This window comes from Martelella mediterranea DSM 17316 (assembly GCF_002043005.1).
GTDB lineage: Bacteria > Pseudomonadota > Alphaproteobacteria > Rhizobiales > Rhizobiaceae > Martelella > Martelella mediterranea.
Window position 1 is genome coordinate 3,433,352 of record NZ_CP020330.1, and the last position, 24,145, is coordinate 3,457,496.

General features: G+C 63.2%; 19 protein-coding genes. 7 read left to right on the forward strand and 12 right to left on the reverse strand.

Annotation, left to right across the window (positions count from 1 at the left end):
- Positions 1-62 precede the first annotated feature (62 nt).
- Positions 63-1,049 (forward strand): aldo/keto reductase, encoded by a 987-nt coding sequence (locus Mame_RS15990; RefSeq protein ID WP_018064180.1) that lies wholly within the window; start codon positions 63-65, stop codon positions 1,047-1,049.
- Positions 1,050-1,127: 78 nt separating this feature from the next.
- Here the strand turns inward: Mame_RS15990 and Mame_RS15995 are convergent, their stop codons facing one another.
- From Mame_RS15995 to Mame_RS16005, 3 genes are all read right to left on the reverse strand, one after another.
- Positions 1,128-3,323: an esterase-like activity of phytase family protein gene (locus Mame_RS15995; protein WP_018064181.1), complete on the reverse strand. Its 2,196-nt coding sequence runs from the start codon at positions 3,321-3,323 to the stop codon at positions 1,128-1,130.
- A gap of 94 nt (positions 3,324-3,417) precedes the next feature.
- Positions 3,418-4,299: a DMT family transporter gene (locus Mame_RS16000; protein ID WP_018064182.1), complete on the reverse strand. Its 882-nt coding sequence runs from the start codon at positions 4,297-4,299 to the stop codon at positions 3,418-3,420.
- A gap of 90 nt (positions 4,300-4,389) precedes the next feature.
- Positions 4,390-5,289 (reverse strand): LysR family transcriptional regulator, encoded by a 900-nt coding sequence (locus tag Mame_RS16005; RefSeq protein ID WP_018064183.1) that lies wholly within the window; start codon positions 5,287-5,289, stop codon positions 4,390-4,392.
- 129 nt (positions 5,290-5,418) lie between these two features.
- On the opposite strand from Mame_RS16005, the gene Mame_RS16010 reads away from it, so the two are divergent.
- Together Mame_RS16010 and Mame_RS16015 are read left to right on the forward strand one after the other, a co-directional pair.
- Positions 5,419-6,351, forward strand: a complete 933-nt coding sequence (locus Mame_RS16010) for a ring-cleaving dioxygenase (RefSeq protein ID WP_018064184.1) — start codon at positions 5,419-5,421, stop codon at positions 6,349-6,351.
- Positions 6,352-6,457: 106 nt separating this feature from the next.
- On the forward strand, positions 6,458-7,063 hold the full coding sequence (locus Mame_RS16015) for an alpha/beta hydrolase (protein WP_018064185.1): 606 nt from the start codon (positions 6,458-6,460) through the stop codon (positions 7,061-7,063).
- Positions 7,064-7,110: 47 nt separating this feature from the next.
- On the opposite strand, the gene Mame_RS16020 is transcribed toward Mame_RS16015, so the two are convergent.
- Genes Mame_RS16020 through murQ form a run of 7 tightly spaced genes read right to left on the reverse strand, consistent with a single transcriptional unit; the run spans position 7,111 to position 15,295 of the window.
- Positions 7,111-8,238, reverse strand: coding sequence for an anhydro-N-acetylmuramic acid kinase (locus Mame_RS16020; protein WP_018064186.1), 1,128 nt, complete (start codon positions 8,236-8,238; stop codon positions 7,111-7,113).
- Complete coding sequence (locus Mame_RS16025; protein ID WP_018064187.1) at positions 8,238-9,242, reverse strand: serine hydrolase domain-containing protein; 1,005 nt, start codon at positions 9,240-9,242, stop codon at positions 8,238-8,240. Before Mame_RS16025 ends, Mame_RS16020 begins: the two co-directional genes overlap by 1 nt.
- On the reverse strand, positions 9,239-10,978 hold the full coding sequence (locus Mame_RS16030) for an ABC transporter ATP-binding protein (protein ID WP_018064188.1): 1,740 nt from the start codon (positions 10,976-10,978) through the stop codon (positions 9,239-9,241). The genes Mame_RS16025 and Mame_RS16030 overlap by 4 nt, the downstream gene beginning before the upstream one ends.
- Entirely contained in the window at positions 10,975-11,814 is an 840-nt protein-coding gene (locus Mame_RS16035; protein WP_018064189.1) for an ABC transporter permease, read from the reverse strand. The genes Mame_RS16030 and Mame_RS16035 overlap by 4 nt, the downstream gene beginning before the upstream one ends.
- The gene (locus tag Mame_RS16040) at positions 11,814-12,773 is read right to left on the reverse strand and encodes an ABC transporter permease (RefSeq protein WP_018064190.1); all 960 of its coding nucleotides are present in this window, start codon (positions 12,771-12,773) and stop codon (positions 11,814-11,816) included. The genes Mame_RS16035 and Mame_RS16040 overlap by 1 nt, the downstream gene beginning before the upstream one ends.
- Positions 12,774-12,797: 24 nt before the next feature.
- The gene (locus Mame_RS16045; protein ID WP_018064191.1) at positions 12,798-14,309 is read right to left on the reverse strand and encodes an ABC transporter substrate-binding protein; all 1,512 of its coding nucleotides are present in this window, start codon (positions 14,307-14,309) and stop codon (positions 12,798-12,800) included.
- Positions 14,310-14,362: 53 nt separating this feature from the next.
- Complete coding sequence (gene murQ, locus Mame_RS16050; RefSeq protein ID WP_018064192.1) at positions 14,363-15,295, reverse strand: N-acetylmuramic acid 6-phosphate etherase; 933 nt, start codon at positions 15,293-15,295, stop codon at positions 14,363-14,365.
- A gap of 230 nt (positions 15,296-15,525) precedes the next feature.
- Here murQ and Mame_RS16055 point away from each other — a divergent pair, with 230 nt between their 5' ends.
- On the forward strand, positions 15,526-16,380 hold the full coding sequence (locus tag Mame_RS16055) for a MurR/RpiR family transcriptional regulator (RefSeq protein ID WP_018064193.1): 855 nt from the start codon (positions 15,526-15,528) through the stop codon (positions 16,378-16,380).
- A gap of 6 nt (positions 16,381-16,386) precedes the next feature.
- Here Mame_RS16055 and Mame_RS16060 read toward each other — a convergent pair whose 3' ends face one another.
- Entirely contained in the window at positions 16,387-17,241 is an 855-nt protein-coding gene (locus tag Mame_RS16060; protein ID WP_018064194.1) for an AraC family transcriptional regulator, read from the reverse strand.
- A gap of 123 nt (positions 17,242-17,364) precedes the next feature.
- Here Mame_RS16060 and Mame_RS16065 point away from each other — a divergent pair, with 123 nt between their 5' ends.
- The 3 genes from Mame_RS16065 to alaS all read left to right on the forward strand — a co-directional run bounded on the left by Mame_RS16065 (position 17,365) and on the right by alaS (position 23,087).
- A complete protein-coding gene (locus tag Mame_RS16065) occupies positions 17,365-19,014 on the forward strand; it encodes a SulP family inorganic anion transporter (RefSeq protein WP_018064195.1) in 1,650 nt (549 codons plus the stop codon).
- A 198-nt stretch (positions 19,015-19,212) separates the two neighbouring features.
- Entirely contained in the window at positions 19,213-20,298 is a 1,086-nt protein-coding gene (gene recA, locus Mame_RS16070) for a recombinase RecA (protein WP_018064196.1), read from the forward strand.
- A 134-nt stretch (positions 20,299-20,432) separates the two neighbouring features.
- Positions 20,433-23,087 (forward strand): alanine--tRNA ligase, encoded by a 2,655-nt coding sequence (alaS, locus tag Mame_RS16075; protein WP_018064197.1) that lies wholly within the window; start codon positions 20,433-20,435, stop codon positions 23,085-23,087.
- A gap of 83 nt (positions 23,088-23,170) precedes the next feature.
- On the opposite strand, the gene dusA is transcribed toward alaS, so the two are convergent.
- Positions 23,171-24,121, reverse strand: a complete 951-nt coding sequence (gene dusA, locus Mame_RS16080) for a tRNA dihydrouridine(20/20a) synthase DusA (protein WP_018064198.1) — start codon at positions 24,119-24,121, stop codon at positions 23,171-23,173.
- Between the last annotated feature and the right edge of the window lie 24 nt (positions 24,122-24,145).

Below are 24,145 nucleotides of genomic sequence, written 5' to 3' on the forward strand. Positions count from 1 at the left end.
GCGCCGGCGTCGCGCTTTATCCCACCCGCATTTTCGCGGGCTGACCATCACCGGAGGACATCATGCACTATCACAATTTCGGCCGCACCGGGCGACCCGTTTCCAATATCGGCTTCGGCGCCTGGCAGATCGGCGGAAGCTGGGGCTCCGTCAGCGAGGAGGATGGCCGCGCCGCGCTGCACGCAGCGCTTGATTCGGGCATCAACTTCGTCGATACGGCCGATGTCTATGGCGACGGCCGCTCGGAGAAGATCATCGCCGATGTGCTCGCCGATCGCGGCGGCCAGAAGCCGTTCGTCGCCACCAAGGCCGGCCGCAGACTGAACCCGCATACCGCCGATGGATACAATCTGGAAAACCTGGAGGCCTTCGTCGACCGCAGCCTGAAGAACCTCAGGATGGAGCGGCTCGACCTCGTGCAACTGCACTGCCCGCCGACCGAGGCGTTTTATCGACCGGAGGTGTTCGAGGCGCTTGATGCGCTGAAAGCCAAGGGCAAGATCGCCAATTACGGCGTCAGCGTCGAAAAGGTCGAGGAAGCGCTGAAGGCGATCGAGTTTCCGGGCGTCGCCAGCGTTCAGATCATCTACAATATCTTCCGCCAGCGCCCGGCCTCGCTGTTCTTCCCGGAAGCAAAGCGCAGGAACATCGCCGTCATCGTTCGGGTGCCGCTGGCGAGCGGGCTTTTGTCGGGCAAGATCACCCGCGAGACCGTTTTCGACAAAGAAGACCACCGCAATTTCAACCGCAAGGGTGACGCCTTCGATGTCGGCGAGACCTTTGCCGGCGTGCCGTTCGAGATCGCGCTCGATGCCGTCGAGGAAGTCCGCAAGCACGTGCCGCGCGGCACCGGCATGGCCGCCTTCGCGCTGCGCTGGATCCTGATGAACGAGGCGGTCACCGTCGCCATACCCGGCGCGCGCAACGCCGAACAGGCCAAGGCAAACGCCTCCGCCTCCGACCTGCCGGTGATCGGCGCCGATGTGATGGCGGCGATGGAGGAAATCTACCGCACCCGCATCGCGCCGCATGTGCATCAGCGCTGGTAGGGGGCAACGCCCATCGAGCAGAAACGCAAAGAGGCCGGGCTTTGACGCCCGGCCTCTCTTTTTTGTAACGCGAAACGATCAGTTCAGCGAAACCGTGAAGAACAGCGTCTCGCCGGAGGAGTCGTCGACGCCGTCATTGTCGGTGACGGCGTAGGCGGTGCCGTCGGCGGCGATGGTGAAGCCTTCGATCTTGTCGACGACGAAGCCGTTGGAGGCCGACTTCATCAGCGGCAGCAGATCGGCGACTTCCTGTTTTTCGACAACCGGCAGTTCGGAGCCGATCGGCGCCGGCTGCATGTCGGAAAGGGCGACCTTGTAGAGCTTCTTCAGCGTTGCGGCCTCGCCGATCTGGTTGTCACGCTCGACGATGTAGACGCTGTCGCCGTTCGCCGTGATCTCGGAAAGACCGATCCAGCCCTTTTCCGGGGTCTCCAGCGGATAGGCGACTGCGCCCCATTCCTGGGTGGCGGGCTTGTAGGCGAGCAGCTTGACGAAGCCCTTCTCGTCATCGGCCCATTCGCGCTGCACCGCCATCCACAGCGTCAGATCATCGCCCTCGCCAACCGTGGTGATGCCTTCCATGCCGAAGCGGGTCTGGTTGGCGAGCAGAGCCTCCGGCAGGTCGATCGTCTCGGTGATCGCGCCGGTGCCATCGACATGATAGACCGCATGCGGCACGTCCTTGTCGGGATTGCCTTCCGAGGCGAGCCAGAAGCCGCCCTGGCCATCGACCGCAACGCCCTCGAGGTCGAGCTTCTCGGCCGGGGCGCCATCGCGGGTCACGCGGATGACATCGGTGATCATCGCCGGCTTCTGCGAGGCATCGATGATGAAGATAGACGGCTGGGCGGAATAGAAGCTGTCATTGACGGCATAGAGCCTGGAAGCATCGCTCGGATCGGCAGTCAGGCCCGAGAGCGCGCCGAAGCCGATCAGTTCATCACGCGAGACATCGGAGAGGATCTGCGGGTAGTTCGGCTCGGCATCCTCATAGGCGTAGAGCATGACGTGCGCGCGCACGCCGCCATCGGGGCCGAGATCGGTCTCGTTGGCGGTGACCAGCAGGTTGCGGGCGGGAATGGCGACACCGCTTTCCGGCGAAAGACCAGACGGCAGAAGCTGGACGAGCTCGGGCGCGTCGGCCGCGCTGTCGTCGTAGACGCCGACGACGGAGGCGCGCTCGGAGAGCACGAACAGATAGTTGGTGTCGCCGAAGGTGCCCTTGATCATGCCTTCGGGCTCGACGCCCTTCTTGCCGGCGCGCTTGTCCGGGAAATGGCCGATCGAGGCCACGGCCCGCTCGAACGAATTGCCTGAATCATAAAGCAGTTCCCCGGCATCGGAGAAGATCGAGAAGCCGCGCGAGCCGCCCTTGTAATCGCCCTCATTGGCGATGGCGAAGCGGTCATTGTCGAGCCATTTAACGGTGTCGGGCTCGCGGGCGATACCGGACAGCGAACCGGTGAAATCGAGCTTGCCGTCCTTTTCGATGTCGACGCCGCTGATATCGACGGAGCCTGCGGAGAAGTGGTTCTTCACCTCACCGGTATTGCCGTCGATGATCGCGATGCCGTTGTTTTCCTGCAGCGTCACGACGATTTCATTGTCGTCGTTGATATCGACGAATTCCGGTTCCGGATCGGTGGGGGCGACCATTTCGGAAAAGCCGGTCATGGTGACATGCTTGATCGTGGCGCAATCGGCAACGCCGTCATTGAGCGAAATGATCACCAGATCGCCGGCCGGCATCTGCGGGATTTCGCCGTCGTTCAGCTCTTCGTCGCGCTCGTTCTCGATGGCGATGGCAACGATCGAGCCATCCGGAGACACGGCCACGGAATCAGGCTGGCCGCCGAGATCGCACTGGCTTTCCAGCGTGCGCGAGGCGATATCGACAACGCCGAGGAAGCCCGACGGATCGGTATAGCTTTCCGACGTGTTGACGCCGACCAGCGCCTTGGGGCCGGAAACGGCAACCGAGGTCGGCTCGCCGTCGAGCTTGGTGATGCCGAGCGCTGCCGGAGCCTTCATGTCGGTGATGTCGACGAAGCCGAGGGCGCCGAGCGGGCTGTCGGAATAGATCAGCGTGTTGCCGTCTTCGCTCGCCGCGATGATTTCGGCCGAGGTCTCGGTCGCGGGATCCATGTCGGCGGGCAGGTTGCCGGCGACGCTGAAGACCGCGATGCGGTTGAAGACGGGTTCGGCGGCGGCGGGGAAAGCGGCGGAAGCCAGAAGCGCAGCGCTCAGGGCCGCGCCGGTGAGACGGAATCGCATGGATATACCCTCCAAGGTAAAGATGACTGGAGGTTTCTGAGCGCGCGGTGTGACAGCAGGATTACACGGCGATGACAGGACGATGACAACCCGTCTACTTCTCCCTTCGGCGCTCGATCAGCATGATCGAAAGCGAGGCGCAGAGGATCATCACGCCGCCGATCCAGAACAGCGTATCCGGCGCATAGCCGAACACCAGCCAGCCACCGAGCACGTTGAGCGGCAGTTTCAGGTCGTCGAAGGGCTGGACATAGGCCGCGTCCGCGCTCGAATAGGCAAGCGTCAGGAAATACTGCGCCAGCGCCGTCAACAGGCCGAGCGCCAGCATGATCCAGATGATATCGCCGGTCGGGACGGCGAAGCCGCCGCCGATGGCGACCAGCGCGTTGATCGGCGTCAGCAGCATCAGGAGCCATACGGTGATCGATTCGGGCCGTTCATGGGCCGTCAGCCGCTTGGTGATCAGCGAGGTTCCGCCCCAAAGAAGCGCGGATGCAATCGGCAACAGCGCCGCCCAGGTGAAGCTTTCCGACCAGGGCTGAAGGATCAGCAACGCGCCGGTGAAGCCCACCGCCGTCGCGATCCAGCGCGAGGGGCCGACCGTCTCGCCCAGAAACAGTTTCGCCCCGACGATGATGAAGAAGGGCGAGGTCATGACCAGCGCGATCGCCTGGCTGATCGGAACCGAGGCAAGGCCGATTGCCCAGGCCTGCACGCCGAGCGCGGAAAGCGCCACCCGGAAGACATGTTGCCAGGGATGACTGGTCCGCATCACCGAAAGCCCGGTGCGCCAGAGATACGGCACGGCAAACACCAAGGCGATGCCATATTGCCAGAAGGCGACCGACGAGGCGGCGAACCCCATATTCATCGTCACCTGCTGGATCGCGACATTGCCGGCCGCGTAAACCACGCCGGCCATCACCATCCAGAAGGCCCCGGTCAGAGCCGGAGAGCGATAGATTGCCTTAGCCATATGTACGACAGACCTTTCAGCACGAGCGTGAAACGATGTCAGAGGTAAAGAAGTTGCGCCTTTCGGGCAAGCGCGTTTGCGCGCCGCGCGTCACAGCGGCCGGACGCGTGTGACATAAGCCTCGAAGAAATCCGAAAACCGGGCGACCCGGATCGGCAGGCGGTCATAGGGCGGATAGTAAAGCGTCAGCCAGAGTTCCGGCGGCGACCAGTCGGAAAGCACCTGCGTCAGCCGTCCCTCTCCCAGCGCTTCCTCAACGATGAAATGCGGCAGCAGCGCCACGCCCTCGCCATTCTCGGCAAGCCGCGCCAGCAATTCGCCGTTGTTGCCGGCAAGATTCGTCCCCGCCCTCACCCGCCGCTTTTTCCCGGCGCTCGTCAGCTCCCAGGTTTCAGCCGTCGCCTCGGCGTCGAAGGCGAGGCAGGCGGTGGCGGCGAGATCGTCGGGCGTTCGCGGCGTTCCGTTTGCGGCCAGAAAGCCGGGCGATGCCACCAGCACCCGCCGGACCGGGCACAGCTTGCGCCAGATCGTCGACTTGTCATCCGGCGGGCCGGAAATACGGATCGCCAGATCGAACGGCGCGCCAACGATATCGACGAAGCTGTCCTCAAGCGTCACCGAAAGGCTGATCGCGGGATGCTCCGAACGGAAGCCCGAAAGCACGTCCGGCAATATCTGTTGGCCAAGCGACAGCGGGGCGTTCAGCCGGATATGGCCGCTGACGGCGCTTTCCCGCTCGCGCACCTCCTCGCTGGCATCGTCGAAGGCCTTCAGCAGCGGCCGCATCCGCGCCGCATAGATCGCCCCCGCCGCGGTGAGCGAGACCTGGCGCGTGGTGCGCACGAAAAGCTGCACGCCGAGCCGCTGCTCCAGCGCGCCGACAGCCCGCGTCACGCTCGGCGCGGTCATCGCAAGCGTCCGCGCCGCTGCGGCGAAACTGCCCAGCTCGGCAACGCTCAGGAAAACCCGGATGTCATTCAGATCCTTCATCAGTCTATTATTACGTTTATTGCAATAATAATGTCAATTTTATTGCACTATACGCGGTGAGCCAGAATCGCCATCTTATGGCCAGAAGCGAGGCGCGGCAGACGCGCCCGTACAGCAAGGAACAGTTCGATGTTACAGCAGATCAAGGGCCTGCATCACATCACCTCGATGGCGGCGGATGCCCAGGCCAATAACGACTTCTTCACCGGCGCGCTCGGGCTAAGACGCGTCAAGAAGACCGTGAACTTCGACGCGCCCGATGTCTATCACCTCTATTACGGCGACGAAATCGGCACGCCCGGCTCGGTGATGACCTACTTTCCCTTCCCGCACATAGCGGCGGCAAGGCCCGGAACGGGCGAGGTCGGCGAGACGCTGTTTGCGGTCCCGCGCGGCGCGCTCGGCTTCTGGAAGGAGCGTCTCGGCAAGCTTGGCGTCGGAAACATCACGGAGAGCGAAGTCTTCGGCGAAAAGCGGCTGCATTTCGCAGGCCCGGACCGGGATGCCTTCGCGCTGGTCGAGGTGGACCATGATCACCGCGCCGGCTGGCTCAAGGGCGATATCGCCGAGGCCGAGGCTATCCGGGGCTTCCATGGCGCAAGCCTGCGGCTCGCTGACAGCGGCGCGACGGGGGAATTGCTCGGTTTCATGGGCTATGAAAAGGTCGACGGCAAGGATGACTGGACCCGTTTTGCGATCGGCAACGGCAATGGCGCCGATGTCATCGACATCCAGACCCTGCCGTCGGCCAACGCCGCCCGTCAGGGCGCAGGCTCCGTCCATCACATCGCGTTCGCGGTGGAAGATCGCGCCGCCCAGCTCGAAGTCCGCAAGGCGCTGATGGATACCGGCTACCAGGTGACCCCGGTGATCGACCGGAACTATTTCTGGGCGATCTATTTCCGCACGCCCGGCGGCGTGCTGTTCGAGATCGCCACCAACGAACCGGGCTTTGACGCCGACGAGGACACCGCCCATCTCGGCGAGGCGCTGAAACTGCCGCCGCAATATGAGCAGCATCGCGCGCAGATCGAGCAAATCCTGACGCCGATCAAAGATTGACATTGCCAAGGCGCCTGTCCTGTTTTGGACGGGCGCTGCCTCCCTTTTCCCGGCCCGCGAGCCCGATTGACGAGCGCCATCGCGCGCCGGTTGGAGAACCACAAGCATGACAAACGATACATACAATGCGTTCACCCGCGCCGGCGCGGCTGGCGAACCGCTGGTTTTCAGCTTTCACGGCACGGGCGGCAACGAGCATCAGTTCGTGCCTCTCGTCGACCAGATTCTGCCAAACGCGGCCATCGTTTCACCGCGCGGCGACGTTTCGGAATATGGCGCGCTGCGCTTCTTCCGGCGCACCGGCGAAGGCGTCTACGACATGGAAGACCTCGCCCTTCGCACCGCCAGGATGAGCCGCTTCATCGCCGAACACCGCAAGGCCAATCCCGGTCGCGCGGTCTATGGCATCGGCTATTCCAACGGCGCCAACATTCTCGCCTCGGTGCTGTTCGGACAACCCGACCTCTTCGATCGCGCCGTGCTCATGCATCCGCTGATCCCGTGGACGCCGCAGGACAATGCCGGTCTCGCGGGCAAACGAATCCTCATCACGGCGGGCGAACGCGACCCGATCTGCCCGCCTGAAGGAACCCATGCCCTGATCAATTATTTCGAAGCACAAAAGGCCGATCTTGCCACGCTGTTCCACCCCGGCGGCCATGAAATCCGCCCACAGGAAATCGAGGCCGTCGCCGCGTTCCTGACAAGCTGACAGGCCTCATACCTTCTCGGCGTTTGAGAGCAGGGACGGCGAAAAACTCAGCCCGCGACCTTTCCGCCAGCCATCGGCACGGGAACGCCGGTGGTTGTCGGGAAGCTGATCGGAAGACCGCGCAGCGTCCGCACCGCAAGAAACGCAAAACACTCCGCCTCGATCGCATCGCCGCGCCAGCCGACCGTTTCGGCTGGGACAGCCTCGACGCCGGCGCGCGTTCCGAGCATCGCCATGATCGCCGGGTTGCGCCGCCCGCCGCCACAGACGATCAGGCGTTTCGGACGCACCGGCAAAAGGTCGAGCGCCTTGCCGACGGCGGCGGCCGTAAAGGCGGTCAGGGTTGCCGCGCCCGTGGCTGGATCGAGGCCATCGGCCATGGCGGCAGTGAAGTCGAACCGGTCGAGGGATTTGGGATAAGGCGCTGAAAGATAGGGATGTTCGAGGAGGCGCTCAAGCCGCTCCTCGTTGACCGTGCCGGAAAGCGCCAGCTTGCCGTCGCGGTCCATCTCGCCGAGGCCGTTTGCCTTGATGAAATCGTTGAGGGGCGCATTGGCGGGACCGGTGTCGAAGGCGATCAGGCGGTCTCTACCATCCCATGCGGTGACATTGGCGACGCCGCCGAGATTGAGCACAGCCGTCTCGCCCGTCATGTCGAGGCCGCGCAGCAGGGCCTGGTGGTAGCCGGCGGAGAGTGGCGCGCCCTGCCCGCCGGCGCGGATATCGGCGGTGCGGAAATCATAGGCGACCTTGCAGCCGAGCAGGTCGTGCATCAGCGCGCCATCGCCAAGCTGGCGGGTATCGCCGATGCGCGCCTTCGTCGGCGCGCGGTGCAACACCGACTGGCCGTGGAAGCCGACAACGCCGATATCGGCCATGGTCAGGCCTTCGGCTTCGACCAGCGCCTTCACGGCGGCGGACTGGGCGCGGGTCAGAATTTCTTCGGCCTTCGCGAAAATTTCGGGCTCCGGGCCTTCGAAATTCCACTTGCGGGCGATGGCAAGCGTTTCCTCCAGCAGATCGCGGGTCGATTGCGGATAGGGCGCCAACGTATAGGCGCCGAATTGCTCGACGCTGACGCCATCGGTCTTCAGCATCGCGACATCGATATTACCGTCGAGCACGGTGCCCGTCATCAGGCCCACGGCCCAGACCGGTTTGAAATCCTCGGCCATTAGTCCGCTCCGTTCATGAAATCGCTGACGGCGCGACGCAGCGCCATGATGCCGCTGTCGAAATGGCGGCTGGGGTGAACGCGGTTGGTGAGCAGCGTCCAGGCATGGCCGCGCTCGAAATCCACGCACAGCGAGGTGCCGGTGAAGCCGGTGTGGCCGATGGTCGCGGGTGAGCACAGCGCGCCGCCGTGCCAGTTCTCATAAGGGCGTTCCCAACCATGGGTGCGGCGTTCGGACAATGGCTCCCGCATCAGGCTGACCGTCGCGTCTCCGTTGCTGTCGCGCTCCAGCAGATCGCGGGCGAAATCCAGAACGGCGTCGACCTGCCCGAACAGCCCGGCATGGCCGGAGCCCTGAAGGGCGTGGCAATTCTCGTCATGCACCTCGCCCGCCATCACCCGGCCGCGCCATGTGCAGCGCTCTGTGGCGGCCGTTTCCGTAGGATCAGCGGACCAGGCGAAACCCGGACCGGGATCAAGATCACGGATCGTCTTTCTGGAAAGCCGCTCCAGCGCGATGCCGAGCAGGATGTAGTTGATGTCGGAATAGACCGGCGTCTCCACCCGCTTCCATTCCCGCTGCAGCACGAAGGCCCTCAGCCGGTCGGGATCGCCGCCATAGGTGTAGATCGGTTCGACCGCGGGGAAAGGCGTCTGGTGTCCGAGGCACTGGCGGAAGGTCACCTGCCGCTCCCAGCAGTTGGGATCATATTGCCGGAAATCAGGAATAACGGCGGTCAGAGGCGCATCGAGGTCGATGTCTCCGGCTTCTGCGCGCGCCAGAATGCGCGACGTGGTGAAGATCACCTTGGTGAGCGAGGCGAGATCGAACCATGTGTCGATCGTCATCGGGCGCTCTTCCGGCAAGATCGCGGCCCTGCCGACGGCGCGCGTCAGCCGGTTGCCGTCGCGGTCTACGAGGCCCAGCACGCCGCCGGGAATACGCCCGTTGGCAACGGATTGCTCAAGTGCTGCAAACGCCTTGTCGAAACCGGTCTCGCTCATGCTTCGGCCCTCGCCAGATGATCATCGCCATAGGATATCCAATCCGCCTGCGGCGGCTCGTAGCCCGCCGGGCGCACCAGCGACGGGACATCGGTGGTGTCGAGCCGGTAATCCTGGTGGCGGCGGTCGATGCTCGGCACCGCCGAGATCAGCCGTTTGGTATAGGAATGCCGCGGATCGGCAAGCACCGACCTTGCATCGCCGATCTCGACGATCTGACCAGCATAGACCACCGCGATGCGGTGGGCGATGCGCTCGACCACGGCCATGTCGTGGGTGACGAACACGTAGGAGAGGTTCATGTCGCGCTGAAGCTCGGTCAGGAGTTCCAGAACCATCGCCTGCACGGAGACGTCGAGTGCGGACACCGCCTCGTCCAGTACCACGACGGAGGGCTTCAGCATCAGCGCGCGGGCGATGCAGAGCCGTTGGCGCTGGCCGCCGGAGAATTCGTGGGGATAGCGTGTCAGCGCGTTTTCAGGCAAGTCGACGCGTTTCAGCAATTCGGCCATGCGGGCGCGGCTCTCGGCATTCAGCCTTCCGCCGGTGGCGATCACCGGTTCGGCGAGAATGCTGTCGACGCGAAGGCGCGGATTGAGCGAGGCGTAGGGGTTCTGGAACACCATCTGGATCGGATCGCCATGGGCGGCGACCGAACCGCCCTCACCGAGCGAGAAATTGCCGCGCGTGGGCTTGGTGAGCCCCATTATGGCGCGCGCCGTGGTCGACTTGCCGGAGCCGCTTTCGCCGACAATGCCCAGCGTCTCGCCCGGCATCAGGTCGAAATCAATGCCATCGACGGCATGGACGGCGCCCGTCCGTCTGTTGAAGAAACCGGAGGCGACGGGAAAACGCACGGTCAGGTTTTCAACCGACAACACCGGTCTGGCTTCGGACTTGCGTGTGAAGTCGCGGCGCACCGCCCGTCCCTCGGCAAAATGCGGCACCGCCTTCAGGAGATGCTGCGTATATGGATGTTCCGGGTTATCGAGAACCGCATCGGTCTCGCCCTGCTCCACCACCTCGCCGGCCTGCATCACCATCACCTTGTCGGCGATGCCGGCGACGAGGCCGATATCGTGGGTGATGAAGATCAGGCCCATCTCGCTTTCGCGCTTCAATTCGGAAAGCAGCGCCAGGATCTGCGCCTGCACCGTCACGTCGAGCGCGGTCGTCGGCTCGTCCGCGATCAGCAGGCGCGGATTGCATGACAGCGCGGTGGCAATCATCACCCGTTGCAGCATGCCGCCGGAAAGCTGATGCGGATGGTATTTCAGCCGCCTTGCGGCATCCGGGATACGGACGCGCTCAAGCGCTTCCTTCGCGGCATTCATCGCCTGCTTGCCTGTGAGGCCGTGATGCAGGCGGAAGCTTTCCGCAATCTGCTCGCCGATGGTGTGGACCGGGTTCAGCGAGGTCATCGGCTCCTGAAAGATCATACCGATCTCCCGGCCACGAATGCCGGTCAGGCGTTTTTCCGGAAGGCTCGCGAGGTCGACGGTTTTGCCGTCCGACAGCGTATAGTCGATGCGACCACCGGTGATCTTGCCGCCGCCGAAATCGACAAGTCGGTTGAGGCAGAGCGAGGTCACCGATTTGCCCGAACCGCTCTCACCGACAATCGCAAGCGTCTCGCCGGCATCGAGATCGAAGCTGACGCCACGCACGACTTCATTCTGTTCCGGCCGCTTGCCGAAGCCGACACGGAGATCGGAGACGGAAACAAGTCTGCTCATGCCTCTGCCCTCCTGGAACGGGGATCGAGAATGTCGCGCAGCGCATCGCCCAGCAGGTTGAAGCCGAGAATGCCGAGCATGATCGCGAGTGCGGGGAAGATCAGCAGCCAGGGCGCCATCTCCATCAGGTTGCGCGCCTCGCTCAGCATCAGGCCGAGGGAGGCCTGCGGCGGCTGGGTGCCGAGGCCGAGGAAGGAAAGCCCCGCCTCCGTCAGCAGCGCCCAGGCGAGCGCCAGGGTCACCTGCACGGTGAGCGGCGCGACCAGATTGAGCAGCATGTGCCGCGACAGGATGTAGGAACGCGATGAGCCGAAGGTGCGGGCGGCATCCACGAATTCGCGGGTTTTCAGCGACAGCGCCGGGCCGCGCACGACGCGGGTGAAGATCGGCGTGTAGACGAAGGCGATCGCCATCACGCTGGTCCAGGTGCCGGGGCCGACAATGGTGATGATCAGGAGCGCCAGCAGGATCGCCGGAAACGCCAGCAGCACATCCATAAGCCGCATGATCGCGCCATCCCAGTTGCCGCCGAACCATGCCGCCGCAAGGCCGAGCACGATGCCGGCGATCGTTGCCAGCGCCACGGAGGAAAAGGAAACGATGAAGGATTGCGCGATGCCGATCATCAGCCGGCTCGCGACATCGCGGCCGAGCAGATCGGTGCCCATCCAATAGGTCGCGGACGGCGCATGCAGGCGATCAAGACGGAACTGCGCCAGCGGGTCATGCGGGGTGATGCCGATCAGACCCAGGATCGCGATCACGATATAGAGCCCGACGATCGCGCCGCCGATGCGGCCGCTCGGATGGGAGAAGATTGAACGCAGGAGAGCCATCACTGCGCTCCCAGCCGGATACGCGGATCGAGCGCCGCATAGGCGAGATCGACCAGCAGATTGACGATCATGAAGTTGAGCGCGATGAACAGCACGCTGCCCTGCACAAGCGCATAATCGCGCTGCAGAATGGCGTCGAGCACCGTGCGCCCGAGGCCCGGCAGCGCGAACACCTGTTCCACGATCACCGCGCCGCCCAGCAGATAGCCGAACTCGACGCCGGAGACGGTGACGACCGGGATCAGCGCATTGGGCAGCGCGTGATGCCAGATCACCTTGCGCTGCGGCACGCCCTTGGCGCGGGCGGTGCGGACATAGTCGTCGGAGAGAATATCGAGCATGGCGGAGCGGGAAATGCGGGTGACGGCGGCGGCGAAGGCGAAACCCAGCGTGAGGGCCGGCAGGATCATCTGCGCGAGGTTCTTCAGCGGATCTTCGAACAGGGGCGTGAATGTGCCCATGGCGGGCAGCACGCCGAACCAGACGGACAGCGCGTAAATCGCGAGCAGCGCGACCACGAAGCTCGGCGTCGACTGACCGATCATCGCGACGACGCGAACGATGAGGTCGGACGGCTTTTCGGCGTGGGTGGCGGCGTAAATGCCGGCCGGCAGGCCAATGGCGAGCGCCACGATCATCGACAGCAATGCCAGTTCCAGCGTCAGCGGAAACACCCGCAGAATGACGTCCAGCACCGGCTTGCCATAGGTCACCGAAATGCCGAGGTCGCCATGCAGCGCTCCGCCGAGCCAGTGCCAGTATTGGCCAAACCAGCTCTGGTCCATGCCGAAATAGGTTTCAAGTGCTGCCCGCTGGGCCGGCGTCAGCAGGCCGGCCTCGGTCCCCAGCATCGCCGTGATGGCGTCGCCGGGAACCAGCCTGATCGAGATGAACACGAGGACCGACACCCCGAGCATGACCAGAGGAAAGGTCACCAGTCTTCGGGTCAGATAGTTCATGGAGCGTTGACCTCGTGTCTTTTCTTATTCGCCGATGGTGACGGCGGTGAGGCCGAAGAGCGAGCCGGTCGGCGTCGCCTCGAAACCCTTCACCTTGTCGGTGCTGGCGGTGTAGCTGTAGCCGGTATAGAGCCAGACCCAGGGCGAAACCTCGGTGATGTGCTTTGAGAATTCGGCGAAGATTTCCTTGCGCCTGGCCGGATCGGTTTCCACGCGGCCTTCATTCATCAGCGTATCGAGTTCGTCATCGATATAGTGAGCGACGTGATTGAGGTTGCCGTCCTTGGTCCAGTAGCGGTTATACATGGTGTAGGGATCGGTACGACCGCCGTTCAGCGCCACGGCCATATCGAAATCGCCCTTCAGCCAGCGGTCGATATAGACGTTCAGTTCCATCATCTCGATCTCGAGATCGATGCCGATTTCGGCAAGCTGCGACTGGATGACCTGTGCCTCTGCCGCTGCCGTCGGCGGCTCGCCGGTTGCGGCCATCACCTTGGCGGAGAAGCCGTCCGCATAGTCGGCCTCCTCCATCAAAGCCTTGGCCTTGTCGAGGTCCTGCGTGTAGCAGAACAGTTCGGAGGGGTCGGTGGCGAAGGCCGGCATGGTCAGCGGACCGGTCACCTTGCCCTCGCCGAGAAGGGCGGCATCCAGCACATCCTGCCGGTCGATCGCGCAGGAGATTGCCTGACGGACCTTCAGCTCCTTCATCGCGCCTTCCTCGGCATTGAGCTGAAGCACGTGATAGGACAGCACCGGCTCGCGATCGAGCGTCAGGCCGGGATTGGACGGCACCAGCGTGGCGACCAGCGGATCGTTGATCAGCGCGAAATCGACCTGGCCGGTGCGCAGCGATGCCAGAATGGCGGTCTCATCCGGCAGGACCGAAATATCGAGCCCGTCGATAGCGAGTTCGCCGCCGGCCCAGTTTTCATTGGCCGTCAGCGTCTCGCTGGAATTGGGCTCCCAGTTGTCCAGCACGAACGGGCCGGAGCCGATGGTCTCGGTGCCAAGCGTGCCGGCCTCGATCGCAGAGGCGGGAACGATCGCCGCGTTGATCGACGACATCGCCGTCAGCAGCGGAACGTCCGGCTGCGACAGATTGAAGACAACGGTCTCGTCATCCGGCGTATCGATGGTTTCGATCGACAGGAAGTTGGAGCGGGCCGCCGCACTGGTGGCCTCATCCAAAATGCGCTCGAACGATGCCTTTACATCCACCGGCATCACCTTGTCGCCATTGGAGAATTTTGCATTCGGATCAAGTTTGAATGTCAGCGTCTTGCCGTCCTCGGAAAACTCCCAGGAACTGGCGATAGCCGGCACCACGTTCAGTTCGGCATCAGTGCGCACCAGCGGCTCGTAGACCAATTCCAGCAGGCGGATCGACGCGAAAGCGGTCTGCTTGTGCGGGTCGAGGCCGGTCGCATCCTGCGACCATGCCATTTTCAGTGTCTCCGCCGAAGCCGGCGCCGCCGCGAGCGCGGCGGCAATCGCTAGCGCTGATGCAATCGTCTTGATTTGAACTCTTCCCATGATCAATTCCCTCGAGATGATGATTGTTGCCGGTCGTTGCGACCGGAGCGACTTCAGTCTTCGCGGCCTGGCGCCGTCTTCTGGTTGATAGCCTTGCGCAGATAGCCGCCCGATTTCGAAAGAAGATCGCGGCCTTCCTGCAATTCCATATCGGTCAACGCCAGCAATATGGCGAGCTTGACATCATTTCCGGTCTTCTCCAGCAGCGCCGTCGCCTCTTCAGCGCCAACGCCGGAGGCCTCCATGACGATGCGCACCGCACGGGCGTAGAGCTTGGCGTTGCTGACCGTCACATCGACCATCAGGTTCTGGTAGACCTTGCCGATCCGGATCATGCTGGCCGTGCTCAGCATGTTGAGCACGAGCTTCTGCGCCGTCCCGGATTTCAGGCGGGTGGAGCCGGTCAGAACCTCGGGCCCAACGACGGGCGCAATCGAGATTTCAGCGATTTCCGCGATCGCGGAGGCGGGGTTACACGAAAGCGCAACGGTTCCTGCCCCAACTTCGCGGGCATATTCCAACGCGCCGATCACATAGGGCGTGCGCCCGCTGACGGCGATTCCGACCACGACATCGCGCTTCGAAAGATTGACGGCCTCAAGATCGGCGCGCCCCAAAGCAGGGTCATCCTCCGCGCCCTCGACGGCGGTGGTGAGCGCCGTATTCCCGCCGGCGATCAGGCCAACGACCATGCCCGGCGGAACCGAGAAGGTCGGCGGGCATTCGGAGGCATCGAGCACGCCGAGGCGGCCGCTGGTGCCGGCGCCGATATAGATCAGCCGTCCGCCGGCACTAAACGCGGCAACGATGCGCTCGACCGCCGCCGTAATCGGCGCGATCTCGCGGGCGACGGCCCCAGCCACCAGCCCATCCTCGGCGTTGATGGTCTCGAGTATTTCGCGCGTGCTCAGAAGATCCAGTTCGACGCTTTTCGGATTGCGCCCTTCGGAGACCAGTTTGTCGAGCTCGCCATTCAACAGATTCACGTTGGAATTCCCCTGCCCTTCAAGGCTTTCCGGCGGACGAATCCGCAGCGGCAGCCTCCCATTTCAAGCAGAGGCTATAATCACAAATTCCAACTGTCAAATAATTATACGAATAATTTATTCCAAACCGGACCAGACGCTCGGCGAAAACCAATTCGCAATAATTCCATTGTATTCCTGAATTCAGGAATTTATTATTCTTCGCATCGACCCACTCGGAAAGGCATTTCGTGTCCGTTCTCAGCATCATCGAAGCCCAGCTTGAAAGCCTTGCGCCGGCCGACCGGCAGATCGGCGATTTCATCCTCGCCCATCCGGACGAGGTGCTGCGGCTGTCTTCGGCCAGCCTTGCCGAAAAGACGGGGCGCAGCCAGTCGAGCGTGGTGAAATTTGCACAGAAGCTGGGTTTTTCCGGCTATCAGGACATGAAGTTCGCCGTCAGCAAGGCGAAGGCCAGTGAATGGCGCGCGCCCGGCGCGCTACATGCGACCATCGAGCTGGACGACAGCCACGCCACGATCGCGCAGAAACTGCTTGCCAGCAAGATGCACGCCATGCAGCAGACACTCGCCGCCAATGACGAGACCGCGATTTCCCGGGCGCTGGAGATCACCGACGCCGCGCAGCGCATTCATGTGGCCGGCGTCGGCGCGTCATCGCTGGTGGCGCGCGATTTCTGCTACAAACTGCAGAAACTCGGCCGCTATGCTCTGCATGATTCCGACAGTCACGTGCAGATGGCGAATGTCTCGGCCGCCAAATCCGGCGATGTGCTGTTCGCGCTCTCCTATTCCGGCGCGAGCATCGAGACCGTGCGGATCGCCGAGCTTGCCCGAAAACGCGCCGTCACCGTGATCTCGCTGACGGGCCCGAAACAGAACGCCATAGCCCGCGTCGCCGATGTCAATCTCTACACCATCGCCGACGAAGAAAAGGTGCGCTCCTCGGCAATCACCGCCCGCGATGCCCAACTGATGCTGACCGACTTCCTCTTCATCCTGCTGCTCCAGCGCCAGCAGGATGCAGGTGACTACATTGCCGATAGCGGCGATGCCGTGACCGCGCTGAAGCTCGGCGACAAGTGACGCCGCCTACCCTTTGATGGGAATGCAGATTTCCGTCAGCAGGTCCTGGGGTGCCGCTTCGCGCGGATTGTTGAGATAGACCTCGACAGGCGGCGCGTCCGCCGGCTCGTATCCATTGGCGGGCAGGTAGCTGCCGTAAAACCAGCCATAGGCCTTGTGAAGCTCGGCATAGGGGCCCTTGTGGCGCAGGACCGCATAGCGACCACCGGCGATCTCGCGCAGCGTCAACCCCGCGGGCGGGGTAAAGCCGGCGGTCACGACGAGGCCGGCGAAAGACTGCAGCTCTTCCTCAGCCACAAGGCCGGGATCGGAATAATAAATGCCGACCATCTGCATATCCGGCCGGAACAGGCCCGCCGCCGCCATCTTTCCGACGGCCTCGCCAAAGGCCTTGTCGACCTCCATGTAGGAGCCGGTATGCGGCACGCCGGCCACGGGTTTCGCATTCTCTGTCCTGAATTCGACATCGTACATCGCACCATTCTCCTCGGTGACGGGGTTATCGAAAATCGCGTGGCCGCCGCTCGCGCGATATGTCGCCGGCGCCATGCCGTAAGCGGATTTGAAACTTCGTGTGAAAGAAGCGACGCCTGAATAGCCGGCGCGGCAGGCAATGCTCTCTATGCCTGCCGCGTCGTTGACGAGTTCGCCGGCGGCCCGGTGGAGGCGCAGGCGCTTCACCGTGGCATGGATGGTTTCGCCATAGACGGCCCGGTAGATCCGGTGCCAGTGCCATGGCGACAGGCAGGCGATCTCGGCGAGTTTCGCGTAGTCGAGCGCGTCGTCCAGATGGGCGGCAATATAATCGCTGACCCGCTTCAGCCTTTGCTCATAGGTCCCGAACACGTCCATATCTTTCATCACAACCGTTCACTCCCGTTTGACACTGCCTTTCAAACACAGGTCGCATTGACAAATCTTGCGGAATCGTCCCCCGGGTGCCATGATCCGCCTGCCCATCCGTGGCGCTCAGGTGAAATGATCATGCCCACCCGTCTCGTTCCCAAAACCGTCAGCGTTCTGCGCGAAGGTTATTCCTTTTCCCGTCTCAAAGGCGACGCCATCTCCGGATTGACGGTCGCGATCGTCGCCCTGCCGCTGTCGATGGCGATCGCGATCGCCTCCGGCGTCTCGCCCGACCGGGGGCTTTACGCGGCCATTATAGGGGGTTTCTTCGTCTCGCTGCTGGGCGGAAGCCGCCACCAGATCGGCGGTCCGGCGGGGGCCTTCATCGTGCTGGTCGCAGCCTCGGTGGAACGCAACGGCATCGACGGGCTGATCATCGCCGTCATCCTCTCCGGCCTGATCATGATCGCGGCCGGTTACCTGAAACTCGGGGCCTATATCCGCTTCATACCCTATCCGGTGACCGTCGGCTTCACCGCCGGCATCGCCATCATCATCTTCGCCAGCCAGCTTTCCGCGATCTTCGGGCTGGACCTGCCCGGCAAGGAGCCCGGCCCCTTCGCCGAAAAGGTCGCCTATCTGGCGCAATATGTCGGCACCACCAATATTTCGGCCGTTGCCATCGCGGTGCTGACCATCGCCATCATCATAGCCGTGAAGCGCTTCCGGCCGGGCTGGCCGGGGATGCTGATCGCCGTTGCCGTGGCAACCCTCGCGGCCTTCGCGTTCAACCTGCCGGTGGAAACCATCGGCAGCCAGTTCGGCGGATTGCCGCGCGGGCTGCAGGCCCCGGCCCTGCCCGCGCTGTCGGTCCAGAAGGTCATCTCGGTGCTGCCCGATGCCTTCGCCTTTGCGCTGCTGGGCTCGATCGAATCGCTGCTTTCCGCCGTCGTCGCCGACGGCATGACCGGGCGCCGGCATCGCTCCAACATGGAACTGGTCGGCCAGGGCGTGGCCAATATCGCCTCCGGTCTGTTCGGCGGCATCTGCGTGACCGGCACCATCGCCCGCACCGCGACCAATGTACGCGCCGGCGCGACCAGCCCGTTTTCCGGCATGCTGCATTCGCTGTTCCTGCTCTTGTTCATGATCGTCGCAGCCCCGCTGGCCCGCTTCATTCCGCTTGCGACCCTCGCCGGCGTTCTGGCGGTCGTCGCCTGGACGATGGTGGAGAAGGCCGCGATCCGGACGCTTTTGCGCACCTCGCGCGGCGATGCGGTCATCCTGCTCGTGACGCTGTTGCTCGTGGTCTTCCGCGACCTGACGGAAGGCATTGTTGCCGGTTTCGCGCTCGGCGCCGTCATGTTCATCGACCGCATGGGCAAGAATGTCGCCGTAAACCCCTATTCCGACTACAACGCCAAGGCCGAATCGCCGATCGCCAATACCGATCCCGACACCGTGGTCTACCGCATTTCCGGTGCGTTCTTCTTCGGCGCGGCCGCCACCGTCGGCTCCGTGCTCGACCGGGTGGCCGGCGGCGCGCGCAATTTCGTGCTCGACCTTTCCGATGTCCCCTATGTCGATTCCTCCGCCGCCAACGTGCTGGAGGGCACGATCGGAAAGGCTGAACACCGCAAGGTTCGGGTTCTGCTCGCCGGCGCGACGCAGAATGTCCGGTCGATCCTCGAAAGCCACGGGATCTCCGAACCGCGCGTCGCCTATTGCGCCACCCTCGATGAGGCCGCCGCACGAATCGAAGCCGACAAAAACGAAACGACGGACTGAGACGCGCTCGGCCGGCGCATTCCTCCTCCCGCAACGTCGTACACAAGCTTTCCAGGGGAAATACAAAACCGGAACATATCCGGCATTCCATATCTAAAACAATAGCTTGTCAGGGGCTTGCAGGAACGGAACAAATAGAGTACAAATATGTAACTTCTGAAATCGTCTAGGCGGCAGCGGCAACAAGGGATAAGGTCCATGGCACAGAATTCACTAAAACTCGTCGAGGAAAAATCGGTGAACAAGAGCAAGGCGCTGGAAGCGGCACTTTCCCAGATCGAGCGCTCGTTCGGCAAGGGCTCGATCATGAAGCTCGGCGCCAATGACAGCATCGTTGAGATCGAGACGGTGTCGACCGGTTCCCTTGGCCTTGATATCGCGCTCGGCATTGGCGGCCTGCCCAAGGGACGCATTATCGAAATCTACGGCCCGGAAAGCTCCGGCAAGACCACGCTGGCGCTGCAGACCATCGCCGAGGCGCAGAAGAATGGCGGCATTTGCGGCTTCATCGATGCCGAACATGCGCTTGATCCTATCTATGCCCGCAAGCTCGGCGTCGACCTGCACGACCTCTTGATCTCCCAGCCCGACACCGGCGAGCAGGCGCTTGAAATCGCCGATACGCTGGTGCGCTCCGGCGCGCTCGACGTCATCGTGATCGACTCGGTTGCAGCCCTCACCCCGCGCGCGGAAATCGAGGGTGAGATGGGCGACAGCCTCCCCGGCCTGCAGGCGCGGCTGATGAGCCAGGCGCTGCGCAAGCTCACCGGCTCGATCTCCCGCTCCAATTGCATGGTTGTCTTCATCAACCAGATCCGCATGAAGATCGGCGTCATGTTCGGCTCGCCCGAAACCACGACCGGCGGCAACGCGCTGAAATTCTATGCCTCCGTCCGTCTGGACATTCGCCGGATCGGCGCGGTCAAGGATCGCGACGAAGTGGTCGGCAACCAGACCCGCGTGAAGGTGGTGAAGAACAAGATGGCGCCGCCCTTCAAGCAGGTCGAATTCGACATCATGTATGGCGAGGGCGTGTCCAAGACCGGCGAGCTGGTCGACCTCGGCGTCAAGGCCGGCATTGTCGAGAAGTCCGGCTCCTGGTTCTCCTATAACAGCGAGCGTCTCGGCCAGGGGCGTGAGAATGCCAAGCAGTTCCTGAAGGACAACCCGGTAATCGCCAACGAGATCGAGCTTGCGCTTCGCCAGAATGCCGGCCTGCTTTCCGAAGGTCTTCTCGATACGGGTGAAGACGATGGTGCTGCCACCGGGACCAACGACGAATAGGCTTCGTCGCACTTCGTGAATTGATTAAACAGCGGCTTTCCGGGGCCGCTGTTTTCTCTTGTCTGGACAGTATCTTCGGCTGTCGTTAAAAGCCGGGAAACGGACACACCAGAATTCAAAGGGACGTGCGCAGCATGAATGGCGTGAATGAAATCCGGTCGACCTTCCTCGACTACTTCCGGCAGAACGGGCATGAGGTCGTCGCGTCCAGTCCGCTGGTGCCGCATAACGACCCGACGCTGATGTTCACCAATGCCGGCATGGTGCCGTTCAAGAACGTATTTACCGGTCTGGAATCGCGGCCCTATTCCACCGCGACCACCGCGCAGAAATGCGTGCGTGCCGGCGGCAAGCACAACGACCTCGACAATGTCGGCTATACCGCGCGCCACCATACCTTCTTCGAGATGATGGGCAATTTCTCCTTCGGGGATTACTTCAAGGAACGTGCGATCTCGCTCGCCTGGAACCTGATCACCAAGGAATTCGCGCTTCCAAAGGACAAGCTGCTGGTCACCGTCTACCACGAGGACGACGAGGCCTTTGACCTCTGGAAGAAGATCGCCGGTCTTCCCGAGGAGCGGATCATCCGGATCGCGACCTCGGACAATTTCTGGTCGATGGGCGATACCGGCCCCTGCGGCCCCTGCTCCGAAATCTTCTTTGACCATGGCGACCATATATGGGGCGGCCCGCCCGGTTCGCCGGAAGAGGATGGCGACCGGTTCATCGAGATCTGGAACTTGGTGTTCATGCAGTATGAGCAGATTTCCGCCGACCGCCGCGAGAACCTGCCACGCCCCTCGATCGACACCGGCATGGGCCTGGAGCGGGTCGCAGCCGTGTTGCAGGGCAAGCACGACAATTACGACATTGACCTGTTTCGCAACCTGATCGCCGCGTCCGTTGACCTGACCGGGGTGAAGGCCGAGGGCGAGCACCGCGCCAGCCACCGCGTCATCGCCGATCACCTGCGCTCCTCCGCCTTCCTGATCGCCGATGGCGTCCTGCCGTCAAACGAAGGCCGCGGCTATGTGCTGCGCCGGATCATGCGCCGCGCCATGCGCCACGCCGAACTGCTCGGCGCGCGCGAGCCGGTGCTTTACAAGCTGCTTCCGGTTCTGGTCGGCGAGATGGGCCGCGCCTATCCCGAACTCCATCGCGCCGAGGCGCTGATTTCCGAGACGCTGAAGCTTGAGGAATCTCGCTTCCGCAAGACTCTCGACCGCGGCCTGACGCTGCTTGATGAAGCGAGCCGCGAGTTGGAGAAGGGTGACAGCCTGGACGGCGAAACCGCCTTCAAGCTCTACGACACCTATGGATTCCCGCTCGACCTCACCCAGGATGCCCTGCGCGCGCGCGGCATCCATGTCGACCTTTCCGGCTTTCAGGATGCCATGCACCGCCAGCGGGCCGAAGCGCGCGCCCATTGGCAGGGCTCCGGCGACAAGGCGACCGAGACGATCTGGTTCGAGCTCGGCGAAAAGCACGAGGCGACCGAGTTTCTCGGCTACGACACCGAAAAGGCCGAGGGCATCACCTTGGCGCTCGTCAAGGATGGCGCTTCGGTGGAGACCGCACGGGAGGGCGATACCGTTGCACTCGTCGTCAACCAGACGCCGTTTTACGGCGAATCCGGCGGCCAGATGGGCGATACCGGCACGATCCGGACCGACAAGGCGGTTCTGCGCGTGACCGACACGCAGAAGAAGGGTCGCGGCCTGTTCGTTCACCATGCCACCGTCGAGAAGGGCGAGATCGCGCGCGGCGAGCCGGTTTCGCTCGAAGTCGATCATGCCCGCCGCTCCCGGCTTCGCGCCAACCACTCGGCCACCCACCTCATCCATGAGGCGCTGCGCGAGCGGCTCGGCAATCACGTCGCCCAGAAGGGTTCTCTGGTCGCGCCCGAGCGGCTGCGCTTCGATATTTCGCACCCCAAACCCCTGAGCGCTGAGGAACTGGCCGAAGTCGAGGACATGGCCAACGAGATCGTGCTGCAGAACGCCCCGGTCTCCACGCGGCTGATGAGCGTCGACGACGCGATCGCCGAAGGCGCCATGGCGCTGTTCGGCGAGAAATACGGCGATGAGGTCCGTGTCGTGTCGATGGGAACGGCGACGTCGGGCGAGAAGGCCGGCAAGACCTATTCGCTGGAACTGTGCGGCGGCACCCATGTGCGCGCCACCGGCGATATCGGCCTGATCCGGATCGTCGGCGAGAGCGCGGTCGGCGCCGGCGTGCGGCGCATCGAGGCGCTGACCGGCATCGATGCGCGCCGCTATCTCACCAACCAGGATGAAAAGCTGAAGGCACTGGCGGCCAGCCTGAAGGTCCAGCCCGACGATGTCGGCAATCGCGTGGAATCTCTGCTGGATGAACGCCGCCGGCTGGAGCGCGAACTGACGGAAGCGCGCAAGCAGCTTGCGCTCGGCGGTGCGGGATCGGCCGATGAAGCTGAAAAGATCGGCGATATCAACCTGATCGCCAAGGTGCTGCAGGGTGTGGCGGCAAAGGACCTGAAGGGCATGGCCGATACCGCCAAGTCCAACCGCGATCACACCGTCGTCGCCTTCATCGCCGTGGCGGAAGACGGCAAGGCAAGCATCGTCGTGTCGCTGACCGAAGATCTGACGCAGAAATTTTCCGCGGTCGATCTGGTGCGCGCGGCTTCTGCCGCCGTCGGCGGCAAGGGCGGCGGCGGACGTCCGGACATGGCCCAGGCCGGCGGCCCCGATGGCGCGAACGCCGAGGCCGCGATTGATGCCGTGCGGGCAGCGCTCGCCGGCTGAGGCCGACGAGCGACCTCTTCCGTTCAGAAGAATGTATGACCGGCGACCGATCCCCGCTTGAGTGGCAACCCCAGGCGGCCGGATCAGGCCGCTTTTTCATCCAGCGCGACGGCATCGAAGGCGCGCGCGATCACCTCCGGCCCCGCCCCCGGCTTGGTCGCCTCGGTCGAAAGAATCTGGCGATAACGCCGCGCGCCGGCATAGCCGTTCATCAGGCCGACCATATGGCGCGTGATCTGCGAGAGCCGGGCGCCTGCGGCAAGTTCGCCATCCGCATAGACCATCATCTTATCGCGCAACCCTTCCCAGTCCAGGGCGCGCCGCGGTTCGCCGAACAATCGATGATCGACATCAGCCAGAAGCGCGGGCGTCTGGTAGGCCGCGCGACCGATCATCACGCCATCGACTTTTTCAAGGTGGGTTTCCGCCGCGTCCATGCTCAGGATGCCGCCATTGATGCCGATGAAGAAATCGGGATGGCGCTCCTTCATGGCATAGACAAGCGGATAGTCGAGCGGCGGAACCGAGCGGTTTTCCTTGGGGCTCAACCCCTTCAGCCACGCCTTGCGGGCGTGTATCCACAGCGCGTCGGCCCCGGCGCCCGCCATCCGGTCGACAAAATCCGGAAGCACCGCATAGGGATCCTGATCATCCACGCCGATCCGGCATTTGACGGTGACCGGCACCGAAACAGCCGCCTTCATGGCCGAAACCGCTCGTTCCACAACCTCGGGCGTGCGCATCAGGCAGGCGCCGAACGTGCCGGATTGGACGCGGTCCGACGGGCAGCCGACATTGAGATTGATCTCGTCATATCCGAAATCGCTGCCGATCGATGCGGCCTCCGCAAGCTTCAGCGGATCGGACCCGCCAAGCTGCAGCACCACGGGATGCTCGACCGAGGCAAAGCCCAGCAACCTGTCGCGATCACCATGCAGCACCGCATCGGCCACGATCATTTCCGTATACACCTGCCCGCGGGTCATCATCTGCCGATGAAAAAACCGGCAATGCCGATCCGTCCAATCGATCATAGGCGCAACGGCAAAGCGGGAAGC

Bases quoted from the DNA above. Each gene is read 5' to 3' on its own strand.
- Mame_RS15990 (WP_018064180.1), top strand. From the start codon at position 63: ATGCACTATCACAATTTCGGCCGCACCGGGCGACCCGTTTCCAATATC.
- Mame_RS15995 (WP_018064181.1), bottom strand. From the start codon at position 3,323: ATGCGATTCCGTCTCACCGGCGCGGCCCTGAGCGCTGCGCTTCTGGCT.
- Mame_RS16000 (WP_018064182.1), bottom strand. From the start codon at position 4,299: ATGGCTAAGGCAATCTATCGCTCTCCGGCTCTGACCGGGGCCTTCTGG.
- Mame_RS16005 (WP_018064183.1), bottom strand. From the start codon at position 5,289: ATGAAGGATCTGAATGACATCCGGGTTTTCCTGAGCGTTGCCGAGCTG.
- Mame_RS16010 (WP_018064184.1), top strand. From the start codon at position 5,419: ATGTTACAGCAGATCAAGGGCCTGCATCACATCACCTCGATGGCGGCG.
- Mame_RS16015 (WP_018064185.1), top strand. From the start codon at position 6,458: ATGACAAACGATACATACAATGCGTTCACCCGCGCCGGCGCGGCTGGC.
- Mame_RS16020 (WP_018064186.1), bottom strand. From the start codon at position 8,238: ATGGCCGAGGATTTCAAACCGGTCTGGGCCGTGGGCCTGATGACGGGC.
- Mame_RS16025 (WP_018064187.1), bottom strand. From the start codon at position 9,242: ATGAGCGAGACCGGTTTCGACAAGGCGTTTGCAGCACTTGAGCAATCC.
- Mame_RS16030 (WP_018064188.1), bottom strand. From the start codon at position 10,978: ATGAGCAGACTTGTTTCCGTCTCCGATCTCCGTGTCGGCTTCGGCAAG.
- Mame_RS16035 (WP_018064189.1), bottom strand. From the start codon at position 11,814: ATGGCTCTCCTGCGTTCAATCTTCTCCCATCCGAGCGGCCGCATCGGC.
- Mame_RS16040 (WP_018064190.1), bottom strand. From the start codon at position 12,773: ATGAACTATCTGACCCGAAGACTGGTGACCTTTCCTCTGGTCATGCTC.
- Mame_RS16045 (WP_018064191.1), bottom strand. From the start codon at position 14,309: ATGGGAAGAGTTCAAATCAAGACGATTGCATCAGCGCTAGCGATTGCC.
- Mame_RS16060 (WP_018064194.1), bottom strand. From the start codon at position 17,241: ATGAAAGATATGGACGTGTTCGGGACCTATGAGCAAAGGCTGAAGCGG.
- Mame_RS16065 (WP_018064195.1), top strand. From the start codon at position 17,365: ATGCCCACCCGTCTCGTTCCCAAAACCGTCAGCGTTCTGCGCGAAGGT.
- recA (WP_018064196.1), top strand. From the start codon at position 19,213: ATGGCACAGAATTCACTAAAACTCGTCGAGGAAAAATCGGTGAACAAG.
- alaS (WP_018064197.1), top strand. From the start codon at position 20,433: ATGAATGGCGTGAATGAAATCCGGTCGACCTTCCTCGACTACTTCCGG.
- dusA (WP_018064198.1), bottom strand. From the start codon at position 24,121: ATGATCGATTGGACGGATCGGCATTGCCGGTTTTTTCATCGGCAGATG.